The sequence below is a fragment of the Clostridia bacterium genome, from assembly GCA_017410375.1.
Lineage (GTDB): Bacteria > Bacillota > Clostridia > RGIG6154 > RGIG6154 > RGIG6154.
In genome coordinates, this window is record JAFQQW010000053.1 from 1 (window position 1) to 21,729 (window position 21,729).

General features: G+C 42.2%; 13 protein-coding genes. 3 read left to right on the top strand and 10 right to left on the bottom strand.

Annotated elements, in window-relative coordinates; all coding sequences use genetic code 11:
• Positions 1-223: 223 nt before the first annotated feature.
• The 6 genes from IJE10_07875 to IJE10_07900 form a co-directional block, all read right to left on the bottom strand.
• A complete protein-coding gene (locus tag IJE10_07875; protein MBQ2968016.1) occupies positions 224-958 on the bottom strand; it encodes a creatininase family protein in 735 nt (244 codons plus the stop codon).
• A 14-nt stretch (positions 959-972) separates the two neighbouring features.
• Positions 973-1,773, bottom strand: coding sequence for an AAC(3) family N-acetyltransferase (locus tag IJE10_07880; GenBank protein ID MBQ2968017.1), 801 nt, complete (start codon positions 1,771-1,773; stop codon positions 973-975).
• Between the two features lie 9 nt (positions 1,774-1,782).
• Complete coding sequence (locus IJE10_07885) at positions 1,783-2,157, bottom strand: hypothetical protein (protein ID MBQ2968018.1); 375 nt, start codon at positions 2,155-2,157, stop codon at positions 1,783-1,785.
• Positions 2,150-3,325, bottom strand: coding sequence for an aminopeptidase P family protein (locus IJE10_07890; protein MBQ2968019.1), 1,176 nt, complete (start codon positions 3,323-3,325; stop codon positions 2,150-2,152). Before IJE10_07890 ends, IJE10_07885 begins: the two co-directional genes overlap by 8 nt.
• 142 nt (positions 3,326-3,467) lie before the next feature.
• Positions 3,468-4,307, bottom strand: coding sequence for a YitT family protein (locus IJE10_07895; GenBank protein MBQ2968020.1), 840 nt, complete (start codon positions 4,305-4,307; stop codon positions 3,468-3,470).
• Positions 4,308-4,432: 125 nt separating this feature from the next.
• Positions 4,433-9,220, bottom strand: coding sequence for a hypothetical protein (locus tag IJE10_07900; GenBank protein MBQ2968021.1), 4,788 nt, complete (start codon positions 9,218-9,220; stop codon positions 4,433-4,435).
• 153 nt (positions 9,221-9,373) lie between these two features.
• On the opposite strand from IJE10_07900, the gene IJE10_07905 reads away from it, so the two are divergent.
• Entirely contained in the window at positions 9,374-10,117 is a 744-nt protein-coding gene (locus IJE10_07905) for a helix-turn-helix transcriptional regulator (protein ID MBQ2968022.1), read from the top strand.
• A gap of 27 nt (positions 10,118-10,144) precedes the next feature.
• Here IJE10_07905 and IJE10_07910 read toward each other — a convergent pair whose 3' ends face one another.
• Positions 10,145-12,472 (bottom strand): glycoside hydrolase N-terminal domain-containing protein, encoded by a 2,328-nt coding sequence (locus IJE10_07910; protein ID MBQ2968023.1) that lies wholly within the window; start codon positions 12,470-12,472, stop codon positions 10,145-10,147.
• A gap of 163 nt (positions 12,473-12,635) precedes the next feature.
• Between IJE10_07910 and IJE10_07915 the strand changes: the two genes are divergently transcribed.
• Together IJE10_07915 and IJE10_07920 are read left to right on the top strand one after the other, a co-directional pair.
• Entirely contained in the window at positions 12,636-13,769 is a 1,134-nt protein-coding gene (locus tag IJE10_07915) for a glycoside hydrolase family 27 protein (GenBank protein ID MBQ2968024.1), read from the top strand.
• Between the two features lie 194 nt (positions 13,770-13,963).
• Positions 13,964-14,965 (top strand): hypothetical protein, encoded by a 1,002-nt coding sequence (locus IJE10_07920; protein MBQ2968025.1) that lies wholly within the window; start codon positions 13,964-13,966, stop codon positions 14,963-14,965.
• A gap of 48 nt (positions 14,966-15,013) precedes the next feature.
• Here IJE10_07920 and IJE10_07925 read toward each other — a convergent pair whose 3' ends face one another.
• The 3 genes from IJE10_07925 to IJE10_07935 all read right to left on the bottom strand — a co-directional run bounded on the left by IJE10_07925 (position 15,014) and on the right by IJE10_07935 (position 21,716).
• Entirely contained in the window at positions 15,014-16,855 is a 1,842-nt protein-coding gene (locus IJE10_07925) for a DUF4234 domain-containing protein (GenBank protein ID MBQ2968026.1), read from the bottom strand.
• 162 nt (positions 16,856-17,017) lie between these two features.
• Complete coding sequence (locus IJE10_07930) at positions 17,018-17,635, bottom strand: single-stranded DNA-binding protein (GenBank protein MBQ2968027.1); 618 nt, start codon at positions 17,633-17,635, stop codon at positions 17,018-17,020.
• A 103-nt stretch (positions 17,636-17,738) separates the two neighbouring features.
• Complete coding sequence (locus tag IJE10_07935; protein ID MBQ2968028.1) at positions 17,739-21,716, bottom strand: PolC-type DNA polymerase III; 3,978 nt, start codon at positions 21,714-21,716, stop codon at positions 17,739-17,741.
• Between the last annotated feature and the right edge of the window lie 13 nt (positions 21,717-21,729).

Here is a 21,729-nt window from a genome sequence, read left to right on the forward strand (position 1 = left end):
TATTTTGTCAATTTGAATTCGTCGGCGTACAGAGGTACGGTAGAGTTCAAATTGACAAAAAGCAAGCAATGGAGCGGAATCCTCGATGGATTCCGCTCCATTCAACATCTGTTCAAACCGGAGATTCTTCGCTTCGCTCAGAACAACAAATAGTTCTTTGCTTGCGGTAGAACGACTTTTTCGACAATCTGAACCGACTTTTATAAAAAAGTCGGTTTTTATATTAAACAATTGTTTTGTCTAAGTATTCAAGAGAAAGACGAACCATTTCGTCGCCCAGTTCTTTATTCGCTTCTACCGCATTTTTGGTGAACCAGTGATTTACGTCACCAAGTCTGTCAAGCTGAACGGTATCGGGATACAAAGACATCAGAATAGAGGACTCGAATTTACCTGCATGGTCGTATCCGGTTGCATTCTGCACCTCTGTGCTCATAGTCGGGATAACTTTAATCCAGCCAAAGGGATTGTCTTCGTTATCCAGGTTTTCATAATAGGTGTTGTAGCTTTCACTGCCCCACCAGCCCTGTCCTTTTGTTTTTTCAAGGTAAGCCATGGTTGCACGTTTTGCCGCTTTCATATAAGAAAGAGTCATGGGCATTAAGGATTCCTGCTCAAACTGGTGGTGAATCAGAACATAAATGTTTCTGAAGCCCGAGCTTAAGAGGCTCATGAACACATAATACACATACTGTTCAAACGCGTTTTCTTCCACATGAACTGTTCCGCTGGTCTCATCGCCTACTGCATAGCTTGCCGGGCTGTAGCTAATGGAAGGAGCAATGATAAGCTCCTTTTTCTCAGCAAGCTTTTCAAGCAAGCCCTGGGCAACCAGAGTGTCACAGCCGTACGCACAATGCGCACCGTGGTATTCAACTGTACCGCCAACAATGACAAGCGGTGTATTGTTTTCCTTCGCTTTTGTAGTTTCACGCGGGAAAATTTTATCTAAATACATATAGCAGCATCTCCTTATCCGCGGTTTTCTTCAAACCATTTCAAAATATTGCCTTCATACCAATTTTCGGGGTTTTGACGAACATCTTCTAAAAGCGCTTTGCCGAACGGTTGAATATTTAACACTTTTAAAAGTGCATTTCCGCAATAAGCTTCAGATGTATAAGCTTTTGCAAAGTCTGTAAGCTTATCGCTGATATACGGCCAGAAATAGGTGTCGCTTCGTTTGCTTCTGCCTTCAAAACTGCAGATGCTTTGCACGGCTTTATCATATACACCACATTTTCTTGCATTCTCCAGCACTTCATCTACCAATGTGTATTCAAGTAAGTGCCGAAATGTCAGCTTATCAAAATCCACACCAACCAAAACAACTTTTACATTGTCCTCAAACATTTTCTGCCAGGGAGAATCCTTTGCAAAGGGCGTAGCACCGTAAATGCCGTACCGCTCACCTGAATTGCCATGGGTTTCGGTGTAGTAAAGCGCTTTCTTGCCGATTGCAGCGACCGAATGGGTTGCCTGATTACTTCTTAAAGCGTCCGGTCTTAGACGGAACACTTCTGTGATCAGACCTGTATCGGAAGGCTTATCCATATGCCAGGTATCATATGCATCCGAAAAGTTTTTCATGGAAAGCGTCGGCACGACAACCGTGCCTTCGCTTCCTACAGCTTCTAAAAATGCATCAATCACCGTATCTGCGCCGCCATCCACTTCACCAAAGCTTTTCAATGAGGAATGCACCAGAACAGAATCTCCTTTTAAAATACCGAGTTTATTCAGGGATGAAACAACATCTTGTTTACAAATCATAAAATCACCTTATTCAGCGTAGCCTAAAGTTGTGTAAAACGCAAGGTTTGCCTGTGTGTTATCCAGTCTTCCATACTGCACAACAATGTTTCCGCTTGCTTCTAGCTTCATGGCATACTGGGTTTCAAAGGGCACTTCAAAATTGCACATATCGGTAAGATTGTTCATTCTGAAGCAACGTACCTTTTTCGCGCCGACTGTCCATTCGATATCCTCATAGCAGTCTTTATCAGTAAAGTAAAGGGTAACTTTGATTTTTACATCCTGTTCATTATCATTCACAATGATTACAGATTCATGCCCCTTTGCCTTACCTTCCCCGGGCTGCGGTAATTCGCAATCCGGTAAAATCCAAGTTTTTTTACCTACACCTTGATTACACATCGAGTTCAATGATTCCTTTCTTTAAGTAGTCGGTCATGGAATGGCAGCCGTCTTTTGTGATTGCAACACCTTTTTCCCATCTTACACCAAAGCCGTCGCCCGAAATAAAGGTATCCACCTGGAAGGTCATGTTTTCTTCCAGCGGATAATCGGAAGTGGTTTCCATCCAGGGTGCTTCTACTTCAATCATACCCGTGCCGTGGCAGGGACCGTATACAAAGTTATCTTTAAAGCCGTTCTCTACATAAAGCTTGTAGAAATCCTTTGCAACATCGCTTGCCATTTTACCTGCCTTTAACTGTTCCACAGTCCAGTCGTGTGCCTGAAGGCAGAATTCAACAGTTTCTCTTCTCTTGCCTTCCAATTTACCCATAACGACAGGCAGACCGATTGCAGGAGAATAACCGTCAATTTTAGCAGAAAGGTTCAACTGAACAATATCGCCCTTGTTGATGGTTTTGTAACTGGAACGGGAAATTGCATGACTTGTGGACTTTTCGCTGAATACATACATCGGAAGACCTTCGTATTCTGCGCCTTCTTCATAAATAACTTTTTGTGCAACACCAACCATTTCAAGCTCGGTAACGCCGGGCTTAAGCTGACGGATAACTTCGTCGGTGGCAAGTTCAATGATTCGGAAGCCTTCCTGAATGCAAGCTAATTCATTGATACTCTTGATTTTACGTAAGGTTACCATAATATCATTGCAATTGGAAATTTCAGCATTGGGATAGCTTTCTTTCAAGCCTTCAAAAATCGGCAGCGTACATTCTACATAGCTACCCAGACCAATTTTGATGTTTTCGCCCGATACACCGATGCTTTTGAACACATCTTTAAATGTGTCAGCATGCAGTTCAGGATATGCAGGGTCAGCAGATTCTCTGAATTCTCTTAAAACAAAGATTTTATCAAGCTTGGAAACGTCTTTTGCAAAGATTGCAGATTCGGGACCTACCATCAATGCTGCGTCGCCGGTTGCAGAAATTGCAACGCCTGCTCTTTCAAACAACGGCCAGAAACCGCTGAAATATCTTGCGTTTGCATAATCCGATTCGGTGCTGGATACAACCATAACATCGAGGCCCTTATCGCGCACTAATTTTGCCGCCTTTGCAATTCTGTCCTTATACTCGCTTTCGGGGATACAAATTCTTTTACTCATTTTTACATTCCTCCTTTTTTATTTACTTTTATTATACATCAAGAATTCCCTTTTGTATTTGACCGATAATAAACTTTTTTTGCACAATCTTAAATTTATGTTATAAAAGACAATGAAAGCTCTGCAAAATGCAGAGCTTTTTTTATACACTTCTGAAGCCTCGACCGATAATTTCACTGCTGGTGGTAATAATGATAAAGGCGTGCGGATCAATTTCTTTGATTTTGTTGCGTAGCTTTATGGCTTCGATTCTTCGGCAAACGGTATGAATCATGTTTTTTTCATTTTTTGTGTACTCACCCACTACATTGCTTACCGTTACACCGTGATGCAACGTTTTGATGATAAATTCAGAAATTTCTTCCCGTTTATCCGTGATAACTACAAAATATTTAAAGGTATTTAAATTTTCAATAACCGCATCCACTAAAAACGCTTTGGCAAACAATCCTAAGATAGAAAAGAGTCCTGCTTCAATACCGAATACGAAAAACGAACTTGCAGCAACCACAAAGTCGGAAATCAGAAGCGCTTTGCCTACATCAAGGCTTGTAAATTTTTTCAGGATTAACGCAATAATGTCTGTACCGCCTGCAGAGCCGTCGCTGTTAAAAATCATAGCCGAGCCGATAGAGGTTAAAAGCATGGCATAAATCAATTCTAAAAAGGGCTGGTCGGATAACGGTGCATTAAGTGGCATAAAAAGCTCAAACAAATAGGTAATTGCCGAATACAGCATACTGCAATACACGGTCTTTACGGTATTTTGTTTTCCAAGTAACAAAAAGCCAAGTACAAGTAGCGCGATATTCAGCGACCAGATATAAACACCTGCTGAAATGGGTGTAACCTTAGCAAGCAAGGTACCAATACCCGACACACCACCCGTAGCAAAGCCGTTGGGAATTTTAAAGAAATACACGCCCACAGCAAGAAGAAAACTACCAAATGTCATCCAAAAAAAGCTTTTGAATTTTTTCATAATGCATCTCCTTTTTTTCGTTTGCTTACATCATACTACAAAACTTAAGTTTTTTCAACCATTTATTTATGAAAAAAACGACTTTTTCAAAAAAGAACCGCCATATGGCGGTTCTTTCAGTTTAATTATTCAAACGGATGAATAGTAATTTTTTCCCATTTGTGGGTCATGCCAGGACCTGTGCCACTGCCGTAGTTGCTTGCGTTAATATTGGATTTAATCACAAGCACGGCTCTGCCACCGTCCCGAAGCTCAACAGAAGAAACGAAGCCATCCATTTTCTGGGTTTCACCCTTGTCCACAAGGTCTGCCGTAACTTTAAGGCCCAACGCATTGGTTGCGGTCAGTTCAAAGGGAAGCACCTTTGTATCGATAACAAATCTGAATTCGGAGGCTTGAGAGCCTTGCTGAACAATTTCAAACTCGGTCGACTTGAATTTTAGTGCTTTTGCTTCGTCCGATACAGATGCATCAGAACCCGTAGAGGGTGCAGAAGGTGTCGAAGGTGCAGATGCGGTCGGTTTTTCATACACAATGCCTTCAGCCTTGGATTTAAGGGCAGTCATCAGCTTGCCACTACCCGCATCAACTACACTGCCATCCTTCATGGTTTCGGAAAGCGTATAGGTAAATACAGCATCCGGATTGTCTACCTTAATAATAAATTCAAAAGGATAAACTGTAGCTGTTTCGGTTTTCTTTTCACCACCGTCAATCTGATAGGTTAAGGTTGCACTCTGAATGTCTGCCTGGGTATGAGTGGTATACACATACGCATAGTAGTGATCTGCAGACATCTGTAAGGTATAGCCCTTACCTGCTTTATGATGGGATACGGTTGCACCGATTTGTGTATCCTGAATCTGATTACGGAGTGCCGCAAAGGAAGGTGCTTTAACAGTATCAATATTCAGCTTAACCGCCTGCAAGGATTTAGACGGAACAGTTAAGGTAAATGCACCGTTTACCACATCCACTGTGCCAATTTTGCCTGTTTTATCATAAAGTGTTGCTGTGCCGTTATAATTTGCACCGCCTTCAATTTTATCTCCAAGCTTAATGGTTGTGGTTACAGCGTCAAAATCTTCGTTCATAAACGCAATACCCACTACCCCGTCTTTTCTTGCTGCCATCCAGTCAATCTGAATGGAATCAGGCTCTACGATGCCTTTGGCAAGCCAGGGCCACATATCTGCTTCATCATAGAATTTGCCGGGCTTATGACCGTACTGATTGGAGTTAAAGTAAGCATAACCCTGCTGACGAAGTGCCGGGAATTCAATATTTTGTCCCGAAAATGCATAGGTCTGATTGATTAAGAAATCTTCCAGCATTGCAATGTAAGGCGGTAAATGGTGCCAGTAAATACCTGTGTAATCCGGGCCGTCAACCGGATAGTTGGTTTCCTGTTCATAGGTCATGAATGCACTTCTGTAATAGCCTTCATAACTGTTATAACGACCCAGAATCGAGTTTTGGGCAAGGTTTGCATAAAAATCCTCGCCGGTATATGCAGAAAGCTTCATGAAATCACCCACAAAGGACTGCATCACAATATGTGCACTTCTTACAAAGGTAGAGGGCTGTTCAATACCAAGGCTTACACGGGACGGAAGCCATCCTTCTACGTTTTTGGTAAGGCCTGTAATGATATCATTGTTGTGGCTTGTGTTGGAAAGGTCACCTTCTCTGCCGATACGCATCTGGGAAGGACCTGCCCACCACATGGTGCTGTTTACTTCGGAATTATAAACAAAATTCTTCTGAATTTCTTCAAGGTTATTCGCTTCCACAAGATTGGTTCTCTTGTCACCGTCCACACCGGGAACCCATAGACATGTGGTCATAACCTGCGCAACATATTCTGCCGCGTCCAGATACTTTTTGTCGTCGGTAAGCTCGTACATATCAAGGAGCGAAGACATGTTCGGCACGCAGGAGATGTAAACAAAGGTGTTCCAGTCCTGCTGAATGTAGCTTTCTTTATACACTTCCTCTTCCAGATATTTATCTGCAAGTGCAATAGCGTTGTCCAGATATTTTTGTTCACCTGTATGCTGATACATTGCAATATCATTTGCAAAAGGCGGAATGGAGCCGTAGGTATTTACAACCTCGGTATTCCCCTTTTCAACACCGTAATCATAAAGGAACGGAATTGCGCCCTGGCTCATTTCATACATACCAAGCATAATGTTTGCGTTAAAGCCCTTGATAGGCTCGCCAATGGGCGAAATAGAATCTGTCTTTAAATACGGACCGTTACCCTCACCAATACGGTTAAAGTGGAGGTTTTTACGGGTTAGCGCATTGGCAATGGTCGGAATGGTACGTCTTTCAAGCATCTCTTCATCTTCAGAGAGCAAGTAATCCTGCAAAGCCTGCATAGAGTTACCCATGGAGGTGGTGTTACTGCTTTCCATGTTGTAATGTGCTTTGTCGTATACATCCCAGCCTGCATATTTGTCATCCAAAATCAGGTCACGGGTGTTAAAAATAACATCGTTCAGTGAGCGGATATAGTTCTTTCTGTAACTGTCTACATCAAAAAGATCTTCTGCGATAACCGAATAGCTATCAAACCAGTCTGCCACATCACTGACAATACGCACACGAAGGTTATAGGTAGAACCGGCATCCATTTTAGATTCCTTTGAACCCATAACAGGTGCAAAAGCAGTACCTCTGTGCAAACCATTCAGGCCGTGCATGGTAATACCCAAAATAGAGTTGTAATCATAAACCCATCTTTGAGGAATCCAGGACGGATCGAACACAACGCCCTTGGTAACCGCAACATTGCTGTAGGCATTATTATCGTAAAGGGTAAGTGTGCCCATGGGGGTATACAGATACTGTTCGGTCAGAAGCTGCGGTTCTTCCGGCACACGCTTATACTGAATGCGAAGCGGTGCTAAAGCAAAGGAATATTCCTGCTGTTCAAAACCCTTTCCTTCCCATACCGCGATGCTGTAATAACCGTTTGTGCTGGGTGAAAAGTCAATAGATACCAAAGGATATCTTTCCGCATCGGTTCTCCAGGTTGCTTTTAATACGCCAGTTTCATTTTCGGAAACTAAGGTTACGCCATTTGCATCTGCAACATAATCGGTGGGAATGAAATAGTGCGGTGCACCTGCTTTGTAGGGATCTTCCGTAAGACCGCCATAGGTGTTTCCGTCATAATTGTATTTCATGGAAATACCGTAAATGTCACGGGAAACGGAGTAACCGGCTTCGGTTGCCTGATAAACAAGGTAACCTAAATCTTCATTTCTGTTCTTGGTTTTTACCCACTGACCGTTATGCTTTGCATAAATTTCGTTCTGTACAACCTGTCCGCGAGAGGTAGGAACCTTATAGAATACAACCTTTGTATCTTCGTTTTCGATAGATGTGCTTTCTGTAGGTGTACCTTCTTCGTTGGCATAAGCCGGGAAAGAAAGGTTAAAGTCCGGCACATTATTATAAGGCATTACGTTGCGCGTTACTGTCTGATAATTTTCAGCCGGCACATAATCTAAATCCTTAGAAAGCAAAATGGCATCATAACGGGCATAGAAGCCTGAGGTATCATGTACATACATAGTGTTTTTGCCTGCAGGTAGTTCGATTGTGCCACCTGTTGCCCACTTGTAGCCGGTATCACCGTGGGTGCCGTATTTATGCTCTAACATCGGCCGGTCATTAAATTGCAGATTAAAGAATCTGTGTCCCTGCTGATTCTGCGCAAAGTCTTTGGAACGCACCCAGATACGGTATGTACCGCCCTTACTGAGTTCAAAGGGTGCGATTGCAGGCTTGTTGTTCGAGGCATCTGCATCCTCTAAGGTTGCGTTGATATCAGAAGGTACCGCACCTCGCATGGCAGAAGTGTTGAACGCCCCATCTGCATTTTGTTCCATTACCCATGTACCAACATCAGTATAGGATTCCTGGGTAAACAAAACCATTTCTTCGGGAACATTAGCCAGAATAGATACGGTCTGCGTGGTATCATCCCAGGAAACCTGCGCACCAAGCGCTTCGGATACAAAACGAAGCGGTACAAGTGTTCTGTCGTTTAACAAAACGGCAGGTTGGTCTAAGGTTTGAGGCTTGCGGTTTACTTTTACATTTACATCGTCAATGGGAAGGCTGACTTCCAATCCGTTTCGTCTGCCCATCGCGGTCTGATTCTCATCATCCCAGGAAACCACGCAACCGAGTGCTTCAAAAATCGCACGGAACGGAACCATAGTTCTGTCGTTCAAAAGAATCGGATCTACATCAAAGGTCATCCACTCGCCGTTCAGCTTCACAGCAATTTCGCTGTCAGGTCTCCCGGAAAAGTCCGCATCAGGAGAAAAAGTATAATCCCCTTCTTTGTACTGATGTGCAGAAATCAAAGCTTCTACATCCTCTTTAGATGTCGGTGGCGTAAAGTCTAAATCATCTGTAATGACAATCGCAGCACATCTTGCACAGTTGCCTTTGGAATCAATCACAGAAACAACCTGCTCACCGCCAAAAGCCATGAACGGGTCTGTTGCTTCCCAGGAAAAGCCGTCAACGCAATGTGCACCGAATTGTTGCGTAATTACACTGCCAAGCTGAACTGTATAAGGACGCGTGCCGGGCATGGTCGCAAAGTCTTTAGACAGTACCCAAAGCTTATACGTCCCTTCCTTCGGCAGACACACCTTAATGGTTGCAGGTGTATCAAGACTTGGAACACTATTGGTTGCGCCCATTATAATTTTGTAACCGGTCGCAGGATCGGTCTGCACCTGCCAGTTACCCAAATCGGTAAAACCTTCAGGGCCTAATACAATGTACACGTTGTCCTTTTTCAGCTCGCTCGCAAATGCCGAGAACGGCATCATAGAGAAAACCAACAAAAGAACAAGCATCATAGAAATACTCTTTTTCATAATATACCTCCCGATTATTTATCTATATATAATTTTAACAAATCGTATATTTGTTCGCAATTGTATAAACTATACAAAATTTAACAAAAACTATACTTTTGCCATTGAAAATGCTAAAAATATGTGCTATAATTATAAAAAGAGGTGATTGATATGACAGATCAGATACCCATTGTTGAAAAATTCATATTAAGCTATCGCCGTCACTGGGAAAAAGGTGTTCAGTGGCAAATTGAAAACCGCGTAGATTCATCCCTTTATTTCCCGATTCGAGGCACTCTTGTTTTTGAAGGCGATTTTGGTACAATTATATGTGATGCCGAGCATCCGATGTATATCCCGCGTAACCTTTCTTATGTGTATCACGCAACCGCCGACACAGATGCATATTTGTTTAATTTTTATGACCAAAACCCATTGGATGCACCACAACACATATCTGCTGTTGAAATCAGAGAATTGGAAAACGCGCACGATCAACTAAATCTTCTGCGTATTGTCCCTTCGGCAAAAAATAATGCAAAATCCTTTTCTGTTCTGTACAGAATCATGAGTCTTGCTTTCCCGGAATCCACAAACGAAAAGGATGCCGTTCTTTTACCGGCACTGGAACATATTGCCCTACATTTTAACGACACTTCCCTCTCACTGGACGTGCTTGCAGAAAAATGCCATATCAGCAAAGTCTATCTGCATAAGCTTTTCGTTAAAAAACTTGGTATTACACCATACCGTTACATTACAAACGCAAGAATGAACCGTGCATACATACTGTTAAAAGACGGCAAAAGTGTCGGTCAGGTGGCGCAGGATGTGGGATACAATGATATCTACACGTTCAGCCGTGCGTATAAAAAGCATTTTCATGAATCTCCTGAAAAAACCAAAAAGAAATAGCAACAGCGAAAACGCTGTTGCTATTTTTTAAAACATAACCGTAATTTCGATTGTTTCATCTGCAGACAAAGCCATTTGCATTTCTTGACTACCGTTTAATTCAAAATACATCTTTTCCGGCAAAATCAAAATCAGATCAGCATCTTCCTGCAACTGTTTCAAAAGTATAACCGCTTTATTTTCGTTCCATGTTAACGTTACTTCAGTGTTGGTAGATGTAAGCAAAGGACCAATTGTGCCACTGCCCCATCTTTCGGGAAGTGCCGGGAACAAATACAGCTCATTTTGTGCAGAAAAAACAAACATTTCATGGATTGCGCTTGTGATACCCATGTTGGCATCCAGCTGAACAGGCGCTTTGGTTTCCATTCCCATGCACGAAACAATACCCATACGTCGCCAGTCATTATGTGTCGTAAAAAAGTTAGAAAGCACGCAAGATTTGGCAAGAATATCAATGGCGTTTAATGCCTTATCGCCTTGTCCCAGTCTCGCATATACATTTGCCATATACGCCATAGACCAACCGGACTGTTCCTTTATGCCGACAACTTCTCGTTTTTCAACCGCAACCTCTGCGGCTTTGTGCAATTCAGGATTGTTATTTCTTGTAATTTCCTTGCCCGGGAAAACGGGATATAAGTGCGATTCATGTCTGTGTTGGTAATTGTCTCTGTAAAATGGATGCATCCATTCTGCCAAGGCACCATCTTCATTCACTTGATACGGCGGAATTTTATTCAACATCTCTCTCCATTTTTCCATTTTTTCCACATACATTCCACAAAGCTGAGCACCTTCCAAAAGATTGGACAAAAGCTCTTTTACAATTGCAAAATCCATGGTTGCGTTTACATTGACTTCTGAATTGCATTTTAAATCGTGCAACACATTTCCGGGTACGTTTTCAGGTGAATTGGAAGGTGACGAAACCAGATATCCATCCTCTCCCACCGAAAGATAATCTTCATAGAAAAGTGCAGTTTCATACATGAACGGAAGTGCTCTTGTTTTTAAGAATTCTGCATCTCTTGTATGCAGATAATAATCAAAATAATGCTGGGCAATCCAGCCTGCACCGCCTGTCCAATGCAAAATATGCGGATACAAAAGCTTATGCAGACCACTCTCGGGCGTGCTCACGGAACAGATGTTAATTCCACGACATTCGAAAAGCTTTTTGGCATTTTCCCGGTAATCGTCCATATGACTTTCCACGTAATTGAATACATTTAGAAGAAGCTCAGGCATATTTCCGCTCAGCGCCTGCCAGTAGATCATTTCAATGTTGACATTAAACATGTTATATGCCCACATTCCATTGTAGTCACCACACCAAAGCCCATACAGATGGCACGGAAGCCCGCCTTCTTTATTGGCGCAAACAAGCAAATATCTGCCAAAGGACCAGAGTTTTTCCGTAAGCTCCTCAGACATTTCCGAATCATACGCATCCATCAGCAGTAGTTCGTTTGCAGTATCGCCTACGCCGTTTCCAAGCTTAAACACGGTTTTCCCAAAAATCTCGTTATGTAACGCAGAGCTGCTTTTAAAAGCTGTATCATAATCCGGTGCATCGCTTAAATCCTGCTCAATTTCTTTAAATTGTTCCAATGCATCGCCATCTACAAATGCTTTGAGCTTAAGCTCAATTTGGCTTGCATCGGTTACGCGAATGCCGTTTTGTTCTACCATAGACTTACCGTCATGCGAAATCTGCAAAACCGCACCATACGGTTCATCCCACTCAGAATGAAAGAATACCGTATTTTCCTTATAGTCGGTAACACCTTCAGGAGGCGTTAAATCACCGATGGTTTGCAGGTCGTGCACCTTCAAATCAAAGAGTGCGTTATATTTTTTCGTTCCTTCTGCCGTAATTTTGCAATAGAAAACATCATTTTCCCTCGATACAAAAGCTCTGCGCTTAAAAAAGGTATCCTCTTCATGCCAGCACACAACCGTCTCGGCAGTATCCATGTTTAAAAAACGTCTGTAATGCTTAAAGGGAGCATGACAGTCGGTCACTATATCTATGTCGCAGAGCGGAAGCGGTTTTCCAAAGGTTTCACCCTTAAACCCCTTTTCCTTCAGTGCCTCCGACAAAACATTTTCTGCTTCTTTGACCTTGTTTTCCGCCAGAAGTGTCCGCATTTTTGTCAATGCTTCGTGCACATCCGGAAGTGGTGCAATTTTTTTATCGCGCCAGAGACGGCTGTGATTCAAAGCAATTATTTCATGCCCTACACCGCCATACACCAGCGCACCAATCTCACCGTTACCAACAGGAAACGCCTCGCGCCAGGCATCTTTATAGCAGGATGCCGGATATTTCATAATCAATTGGTTTCGCATAATCAAACCTCCCCGAAATTAATTGCATTATACAACACAGTTTCTTATTTGTCAATTCATTTTTATTTGTCTTTTTGTTGGGGGTTTCGAAATATACATTGACAAAACACTTTCTGCTATGTATAATAAGAGTATCAAAAAAGAGAAAAAAGGAGCGATTATTATGTTAGCAAAAACACCACCTATGGGATGGAATTCCTGGAACACTTTTGCACGTGATATTGACGAAAATTTAATCAAAGAAATGGCGGATTATCTTGTATCCGAAGGTTATAAGGATGCAGGCTATGAATATCTGGTTATTGATGACTGCTGGGCTGAAAAGCAGCGTGATGCTGACGGAAATTTAGTTCCCAGCCACGAAAAATTCCCCTCCGGCATTAAGGCTGTTGCGGACTATGTACACAGCAAGGGCTTGAAATTCGGTATTTACTCCTGCGCCGGTGTTCGTACCTGTGCAGACTATCCCGGAAGCTTCGGTCACGAATACCAGGATGCAAAGCTGTTTGCAGAATGGGGTGTTGACTTCTTAAAATACGATTTCTGCAACTTCCCTGCAAACGCAGACAACCAGTTGGCTTATGCAACCATGAGCATGGCTCTTAAATCAAGCGGACGCGAAATTCTGTTCTCTGCTTGTAACTGGGGTACAGGCGAGCCTTGGAACTGGATGCGTTCGATTGGTGTACATATGTACCGTTCCACCAGAGATATCTTAGATAATTTCGTATCCTTTAAGGATATTGCAGAAAGCCAGATTCCGAATCTTTCCATGTCTGCACCCTACTGCTTTAATGACCCGGATATGCTTATCGTTGGCATGCACGGCAAAGGTCATGTAGGTATTGAAAACGGCTGCACAGATGAAGAATACAAAACCCACTTTGCACTTTGGGCAATGTTCCATGCGCCTTTGATGATTGGTGCAGACCTTCGCAAGCTCAGCCCCGAAAACAAAGCACTTCTGCTCAACAAGGATTTAATTGCAATCAACCAGGATATTGAAGGCAGACCGCCGCACGAAATCAATAACCTTTACTTTAACACCTACGAAACCCATATTTTCTTCAAACATCTTGCAAACAACGAATTTGCAATCGGCATGTTCAACTTCTCGGATGGCGATAAGGAAGTAACCGCAAATTTTGCAAACGCAGGTCTTCCCTATTATACCGGCATTGGTCTTAAGTTGAAAGATGTGTTTACCGGCGAAGATTTGGGTATTATCAAGGACAGCTACACCAAAACAATTCCTGCACACGGCTGTGCAGTTCTGAAAGGAACATTTGCATTTTGATTCAAACCTGCAAGCAATGTGAAAGAAAACTTTCACACGATGAAAAAGCATTATACAGAAAAATGATTAACAGACAGGCAGAGACTTTTCTTTGCCTGTCCTGTCTTGCTGACTATTTTAAGGTTTCGGAAAAAGCTCTGCAGGAAAAAATTGATTTTTTCAAAGAAATTGGTTGTACTTTATTTTAGTGAGGTATGCATATGAATATTGATAATCTGATAAAACAAAGCATGGAAGTCGTTCGTTCCCATAAATTAGAGCCGGGCGTTTACTGCCGTTGGCTTTGGCAGGACGAAAAAGGGAGCCGAAGACTTGGCATTAACGAATACGGATGTGCGGATGCGGCAAATATTCTCTACACCATTGGTGCTTTCCCAGCAGATGCTGCCGAACGCGAAGCCTCTGTGCGTGCGTTACAGAGCTTGCAGGATGAAAAAACGGGACTTTTCACCGAGGAAACCCATCATTTCATTCATACCACTGCCCATTGTGCGGCAGCGCTGGAGCTTTTTGAAGCAAAGCCTCTTTACAAAATGCACGATTTAAAGCAATATACCACAGTTTCGGGCTTGTATCAGCTGTTAGAAAGCATAGATTATGCCAACAATGCCTGGGACGGCTCGCACGAAGGTGCCGGTATTTATGCAGCTTTGGTGCTGAACGGCGAAGTGGATTTAAATTGGCAGGAAGCCTATTTTAAATGGTTTTTTGAAGAAGCTGACCCCGACACAGGATTCTGGCGAAAGGGCTATGTGGACAAGGGTAATAAACCTCTTTACTACCACTTAGCAGGTACTTTCCATTATCTTTTTAATCATGAATATGCCAAAATGCCTATCCGTTATCCCGAAAAGATGATTGACACCTGCCTTTGGCTTTATAATAACAAAAAAATGGGAAGCGGTTTTCATGAAGCCTGCGATTTCCTCGCAGTAGACTTTATTTACTGCTTAAACCGCGCACTCCGCCAATGCGGACACCGCACAGAAGAAGCCAAAGCAGTTATGCGGGATTTTGCAGAAAAGCATCTGGCGTTTTTAAACAGCTTAGACTGGAAAACCCACGATGGTATCAACGACCTACACCGTCTGTTTGGCGTTTTGTGTTGCTTAGCTGAGCTTCAGCAGGCACTGCCTGGTGAAATCCGCTCCGAAAAGCCTCTTAAACTTGTATTAGACAGACGCCCCTTTATCTAAATAATGCATACAAAAAAAGCCCGGATTTCCGGGCTTTTATTAATTGTTTTATTCGGGTTTGCCTACGATTTTGTTAATCTTATCCTGAATCAAAACTGTAGACAGAAGAGGCATAAAGATGGCGAAGACAAGGCATAGAACAGAAATCTTAAACGATTTGCTGTTTTCTTCACCATATGCTTCAACATTTTCTGCTGTCTTATAAATCCAGTAAACATTATAAAGCGGGAGGAAAATGCAAAGCAACAATTCCTTAACAGGCTTTCTGTCTTCAACAGAAGCAACCTTGTTCAGATTCTTTGTTACATTATAGGTCCAGATCAGATTCCAAATGCCCAAAGTAATAATACTGAAGAAAATGTGTTTTCCAATGCCGTTATATTCTGTAAATACGCAAGGAACAAGAATAAAGGAAATACAAATCATGGTTACAGCATAAAGTGATAAAGCAACGTGCGACAAAGGATTGGAAGAAAAACCGGAAACACCGATTAACACCGTGATAACAGCCGCAATAATTGCAATAACTCTGAATTTAATAAGCTTTTGATACTTGCCGGCAAAAATGACTGCAAACATCGCAATAACCACACCGCTCCAGAGATACGGGCTTGCCAGGAAATCGAAAATAGTATAATTCAATATATCAAAGCTGAAATATGCACGACTATCAGTGCTGATAAACATGTAAAGCAAGGTTGCAAAGCCCATCATAGCACAGGAAAGCATAGCAAGCATTCCGTACTTATTTTTGAAAAGGCAAACCGCAAGACAAATCAATCCTGCCACAACGATAAGCATCATAATCAAAGCCAAAACACCTTCAACAACTGTTGATGTATACATGTCAGAAAGTTGCTTTTGATTGGCTATACAATACGCAAGATTTCCTGGAAGTTCTTCTCTTACAGAATAAAAATCGTCTTCATCTAACTCCAGAGAGTGTGAAGTAGAATAAACTGTCATACCTTCGTCTTCCATAGCTTGTTCAACAAGCTCAATCGCTTTGTCAAACTCCGTCCTCTTCATTTCATCCTTGTAATCGTTCCATTCCAATATGTCAGAAGAACCCCAGTAGTAACTGTAATCATGTTCAAAGTGTGTAAATTTATCAAAGGCTTCAATTTTCTCTTCAAGAGAAGCAATCTCTGCTTCGTTCTCTTTGATTTCCTCACGAATAGCTGTACCAAAGGGATTGGATGCAAAGGTTGTCAAAATTGTAAGAACAGCAACAACAACGAGAAGAAGCGCTAAAAGCTTTCTGACAGCAAAACCAAAACGTTTGAAGGGCACCAAAAGAATGACCAATGTAAGTAAAGCGATGAACAGGAACAAGGAATCCAGGAAGGATAACAAAAGTAAAACAATAACTGCCCATCTGAAATATGTATTCAATTTTGGCAAAATACCGAAGGAAATGAGTGCAAACAACACATAGGTTGCAATATGCAAAAATGTAAAGAAGTCAAAGTACTTGTTTGCAATTGCCGAAACAACAGAAACAAGTGCTAAAGCAGCAAATCCAATCGGCATAAGCTTAAACAGCTTTTTAAACAATACTGACGCCAATACACATGCCCAGGATAACACAAACAATAAGGTTACAATCATTCCCAGAATATTTAACCCATGATTATCAAAATCAAGAATTCGTAAAAATGGAACAAATATCATTTCTGAGAGTAAAACAATTATCACAACCCATGTCCATTTGCCGGCAAAAGCCGTGTCTTCATGAAAGGCAAGATAACCGCAAACAATCGTTGCGATAAAGAAAACCGGCGCGATACTTCTAAAAAGATTGATGTCAATAAAATAATCCATTGCCGACAGGATTAACGTCAGCGCCGCCAGCACAATTGTGCTGATACCAAGTGTTTTTTTGTTCATAAAACATTCTCCTTTTTGTTTTTTTAGAAATTGTTACATCATGTAACTTCTGTATACATCAATTATACGCCCGATTGTACTAAAAGTCAATCTATTTCGACAAAAATTTCCAAAAAAATGAGCATAATATTTATCATGCTCATTTTTCAAATATAAATATCGTTATTTAACAATTTCAAGCTTGGAGACCGACACTTCAAAGGCGGTTCTTTCTTCATAGGTTTCTTCATCCAGCTTCTTTTTGTAAACACGACTCTGAATTCTGCCCCATATTTTCAGATTGGTTCCAACCTCTAAAGTTGCGCAAAACTTTGCATTTCTGCCCCAGGCAATGCACGGAATATAGTCCGATTTGCCGTACTGACGGTTCACAGCCAGTAAAATGTCCGCAATTTCTCTGCCGAAGGGTGTGGTACGGTATGTTGGTGCTTTGCAAACAAAGCCATTTAAGTACACAAAGTTTGGCGAAGCAAAATCGGCAGTCATGGGATACAGATTCTTCGCAAAAACCGTTAAAACAAGCTTACTGCCCTGCCCGCTGTAGTTATTATAAGAGCGGTACTGTCCTTCCACCTGTACCATTTTTCCGGGCGAAATATTCATTTCGTTTAAAAGCCGTTCCGATGCTGTAACAATTATAGTATCCGCGCTTTCGCTCAGGCGCGGTACAAGCAATTCAAACTTAAAAAACTGTTCCCCGTAAATCTCGTGGCTTAGCATTAAGCCGCTTAAAACTTTCCCCTCCAGCTGAACCAGATTATTTGTGTCAATGCATTCCATAACGATCCCCCATTGTTTTAAAAAATACGGCGGCAAACATTCGGTTTGCCGCCGCTTTGTTCTATACTATATGTATGCAAACAATATCGGGAATATACAGATTTTAGAAAAATGTCAGCTGATTGGATTCGCGCATACCGTCAAGACAGCCTTCTGCTTTAAGCACCTCGATGGCTGTTTTGTTTACGCCTGCGCGCACTCTTAAATCGTCAATGGTCATAAATTCACCCTGCTGTCTGGCTTCTACAATTGCAATTGCCGCCGATTCACCAAGACCTGCCAGCGCATTTAACGGAGGCAGAATACCTTCGTCAGTCTTTAGGAATTTCTTCGCATCCGATTTATAAAGGTCTATAGGCACGAAGGTGTAACCACGGCTGTACATTTCGTTACAAACTTCCAGAATGGTTAACGTGTTATTATCCTTTGCCGAAAGCTTTGTTTCGCTGTGACGCATATTATACATGGTCTCTCTGACCTTTTCAACGCCTTTTGTCATAATGGAAGCATCAAATTCATCCGCACGAACTGTAAAATATGCCTGATAAAACGCTTCAGGTCTATGCACTTTAAACCACGCAATTCGGTACGCCATGGTTACATATGCCGCCGCATGGGCTTTGGGGAACATGTAACTGATTTTAAGACAGGAATCGATATACCACTGCGGCACGCCTGCCTCTTCCATATGCGGAATCATATCCATATGCTGTTTCAGCTTACCCTTACGGGTAAATTCCATAATATCAAACGCAGTCTTATTTTCCACACCCCATCGAATCAGCTCGGTCATAATATCGTCACGGGTACAGATAACCTCTTTCAGAGAAGCTGTTCCTGCTTTAACCAAATCCTGTGCGTTATTCAGCCACACATTTGTACCGTGTGACAAACCTGAAATACGAACCAATTCCGAAAAAGTTGTGGGTTTTGTATCCACAAGCATCTGACGAACAAAGTTTGTACCAAATTCGGGGATTGCATAAGTACCAACCACGTCAAGCATATGGTCGCCTTCTAAGAATTCAGGTTTGTACTTTAATGCCTCCGTAGAAGTAAACAAGCTCATAACACCCGGGTCATCCAATGGAATGGTTGTAACATCAACGCCCGTTAAGTCGGACAACATACGAAGCACGGTCGGGTCATCACGACCTAAAATATCAAATTTTAGCAACGTACCCTTCATCTTACCGTAATCGAAATGGGTTGTGATAAAATTACAATCCTTTTTATCCGCCGGACGGTTAATGGGACAAAAGTCCAAAATATCCATGTCTGCAGGTACAACAACCATGCCCCCGGGATGCTGACCGGTGGTTTTCTTAACGCCTTCGCACCCCATTTTCAGCCGGTTCTTCTCAGCGTTACTTGCGGTTTTCTTGCGCTCTTCCAGGTATTTTAAAACATACCCGTATGCAGTTTTTTCCGCAAGGCCGGAAATGGTACCTGCTTTAAACACATGGTCTTCACCAAATATTTTTTCGGTATATCTGTGGGATTCCGATTGATACTCACCCGAGAAGTTCAAGTCAATATCAGGGTCCTTATCCCCATAAAATCCAAGAAAGGTTTCAAACGGGATATCGTGTCCGTCTTTATAAAACTGTGTTCCGCATTTCGGGCAAGCCTTATCGGGCAAGTCCATACCGCACCCCACAGAGCCGTCCTCAATCCACTCAACATTTTTACAATTCGGACAGATATAATGCGGAATCAGCGAATTTACTTCGGTGATTTTCATTAAGAATGCAACAAAAGAAGAACCAACAGAGCCTCTTGAACCTACCAGATAGCCATGATCTAACGAATCCCACACCAGCTTCTGCGCAATAACATACATCACCGAAAAACCGTTGTCAATGATGGAATGGAATTCCTTTTCCATTCTTTCGCGAACCAATGGTGGCAAATCCTCACCGTAAATTTCTTTGGCGCGTGCCTCTGAAATGTTTCGAACATCATCCTCTGCCCCTTCAATGCTCGGTGCATAAGTATTCTTCGGAATCGGATGCAAGTCATCCTCCACCATATCCGCAATCATATTCGGATATTCAATAACTGCTTTGTAACGGGTTTCATCGTCAAGATAAGTAAATTCGTCCAGCATTTCGTTGGTGTTTCTGAAGAATAGCGGTGCCTGATTGTCCGCGTCATCATACCCTTGACCTGCCTGAATAATGGAGCGGTAAATGCTGTCCTCGGGGTCTAAGAAATGAGCGTCACAGGTTGCAACATAGGGCTTACCAAGCTCTTTTGCAAGGTCTACAATTAGTTTGTTGTGTCCCATTAATTCTTCGATGCTGTTCACAATTCCCTTATCCAGCATAAAACGGTTATTGCCAAGGGGCTGAATTTCCAGATAATCATAAAAATCAGCAATTTTTTTCAGTTGTTCTTTGGGCTTTCCGTCTAAAATCGCACGGTATAACTCACCTGCTTCGCAGGCAGAGCCTAAAATCAAGCCTTCCCGGTTGCGCTCTAAAATACTTCTGGGCACTCGCGGACGGCGATGGAAATAATTGATGTGTGATTCCGAGATGATACGGAACAGATTTTTCATACCATCCTGATTTTTAACCAGAATAATGGCATGATATGTTTTTTCTTTGGTGTAATCAAAAGAAGCGATGCGCTCATTTAGTTCACTGACACGCTTGATATTTTCATTTTTAAGCTGTTCGCAGAATTTTAAGAAAATCTGACCACAGGTGTTGGCATCATCATTTGCGCGATGGTGGCTTCCCATGTCGATTTTATATCTGCCGGCAACTGCATCCAACGTATATTTCGTATGCTGTTTATCCATGCATCTTGCCATAACCAGTGTATCAATAGATGCATTTTCAAACTTCAGATTCCGTTTATTGCAGGCGTAGGAAATAAACCCGCAATCAAAGGGTGCGTTATGTGCAATCAAAGGATGGTTACCGATAAAATCTAAGAACTTAGGTAACACCTCGTCCAGAGAAGGCTGTCCTGCCAGCATTTCATTGGTAATGCCTGTTAAATTGGTGGTAAACTCGGAAATTTCAAAGCCCGGGTCTACAAACATATCAAACTCATCAACCACAGCACCGTTTTCGATTTTCACAGCGCCGATTTCAATGATTTCGGAATTTAAGGGACTTAATCCCGTGGTTTCAATATCAAAGGCAACAAATGTGCCATCAAAAATCTGATCGCACTCCCCGTCTACGATTTTTATGCTGTCATCAATCAGATAGCATTCCATGCCGTATATGATTTTAATTCCGTATTTTCCGCCTGCATCATACGCATCCGGGAAAGACTGGGCAACACCGTGGTCAGTAATAGCGATTGCCTTATGTCCCCATTTTGCCGCGCGTTTTACCGCATCCTCTGCTTCAATGACCGCATCCATGGCACTCATCTTGGTATGTAAGTGCAGTTCCACACGTTTTTCAGGCGCATCATCTTTCTTTTCAGGCAATTTTATTTCCTGAATCGCGGTTGCCATCATGGTTACTTCATGGTCAAACTGGTCGTAACGGGCATCCCCGAATACACGCACCGACACACCTTTTTTCACTCTGTCCATCACATCTAAATTGTTCTTTTTTGGATCTAAGAACATTTTAACGGTAATAGACGAGGTTTTATCAGTCATATCAAAACGGAAAATGATTTTTCCTGTCTTGGTTTCCATGGAATCGGTGCCGAATACAGTTCCTTCGACCGTAACCCTGCCGTAATATTCATCAATATTTGCAATTTTCTCAATCGGACCATCCGGTGCTTTTTTGCCGTATATCAAATCCGTTTTAGGTTTTTCTTCTCCGCTTGGTGCATTGCCTGCAGGTTTTGCAGTTACTGCCGGCATTTCCACAACAATCGGTTCAGGTGCTGTGAACTTAAAAGAAAAATCTATATTTTCAATGCCGTAAACCGAACGAACTTCATCTGAAAACGCTTGCTGTACCTCTTCCGAAATGCGAAAAGGCAACACAATATCCGCAGAGAGATAGTTTTCTCCGCGTTTCATAACAACGTTTTCGATTTCCGCCGCCACAAATTCGGCATTGGGTATAATCGCTTTAAATACATCTAAAAATTTCATTTTATCTCCTATG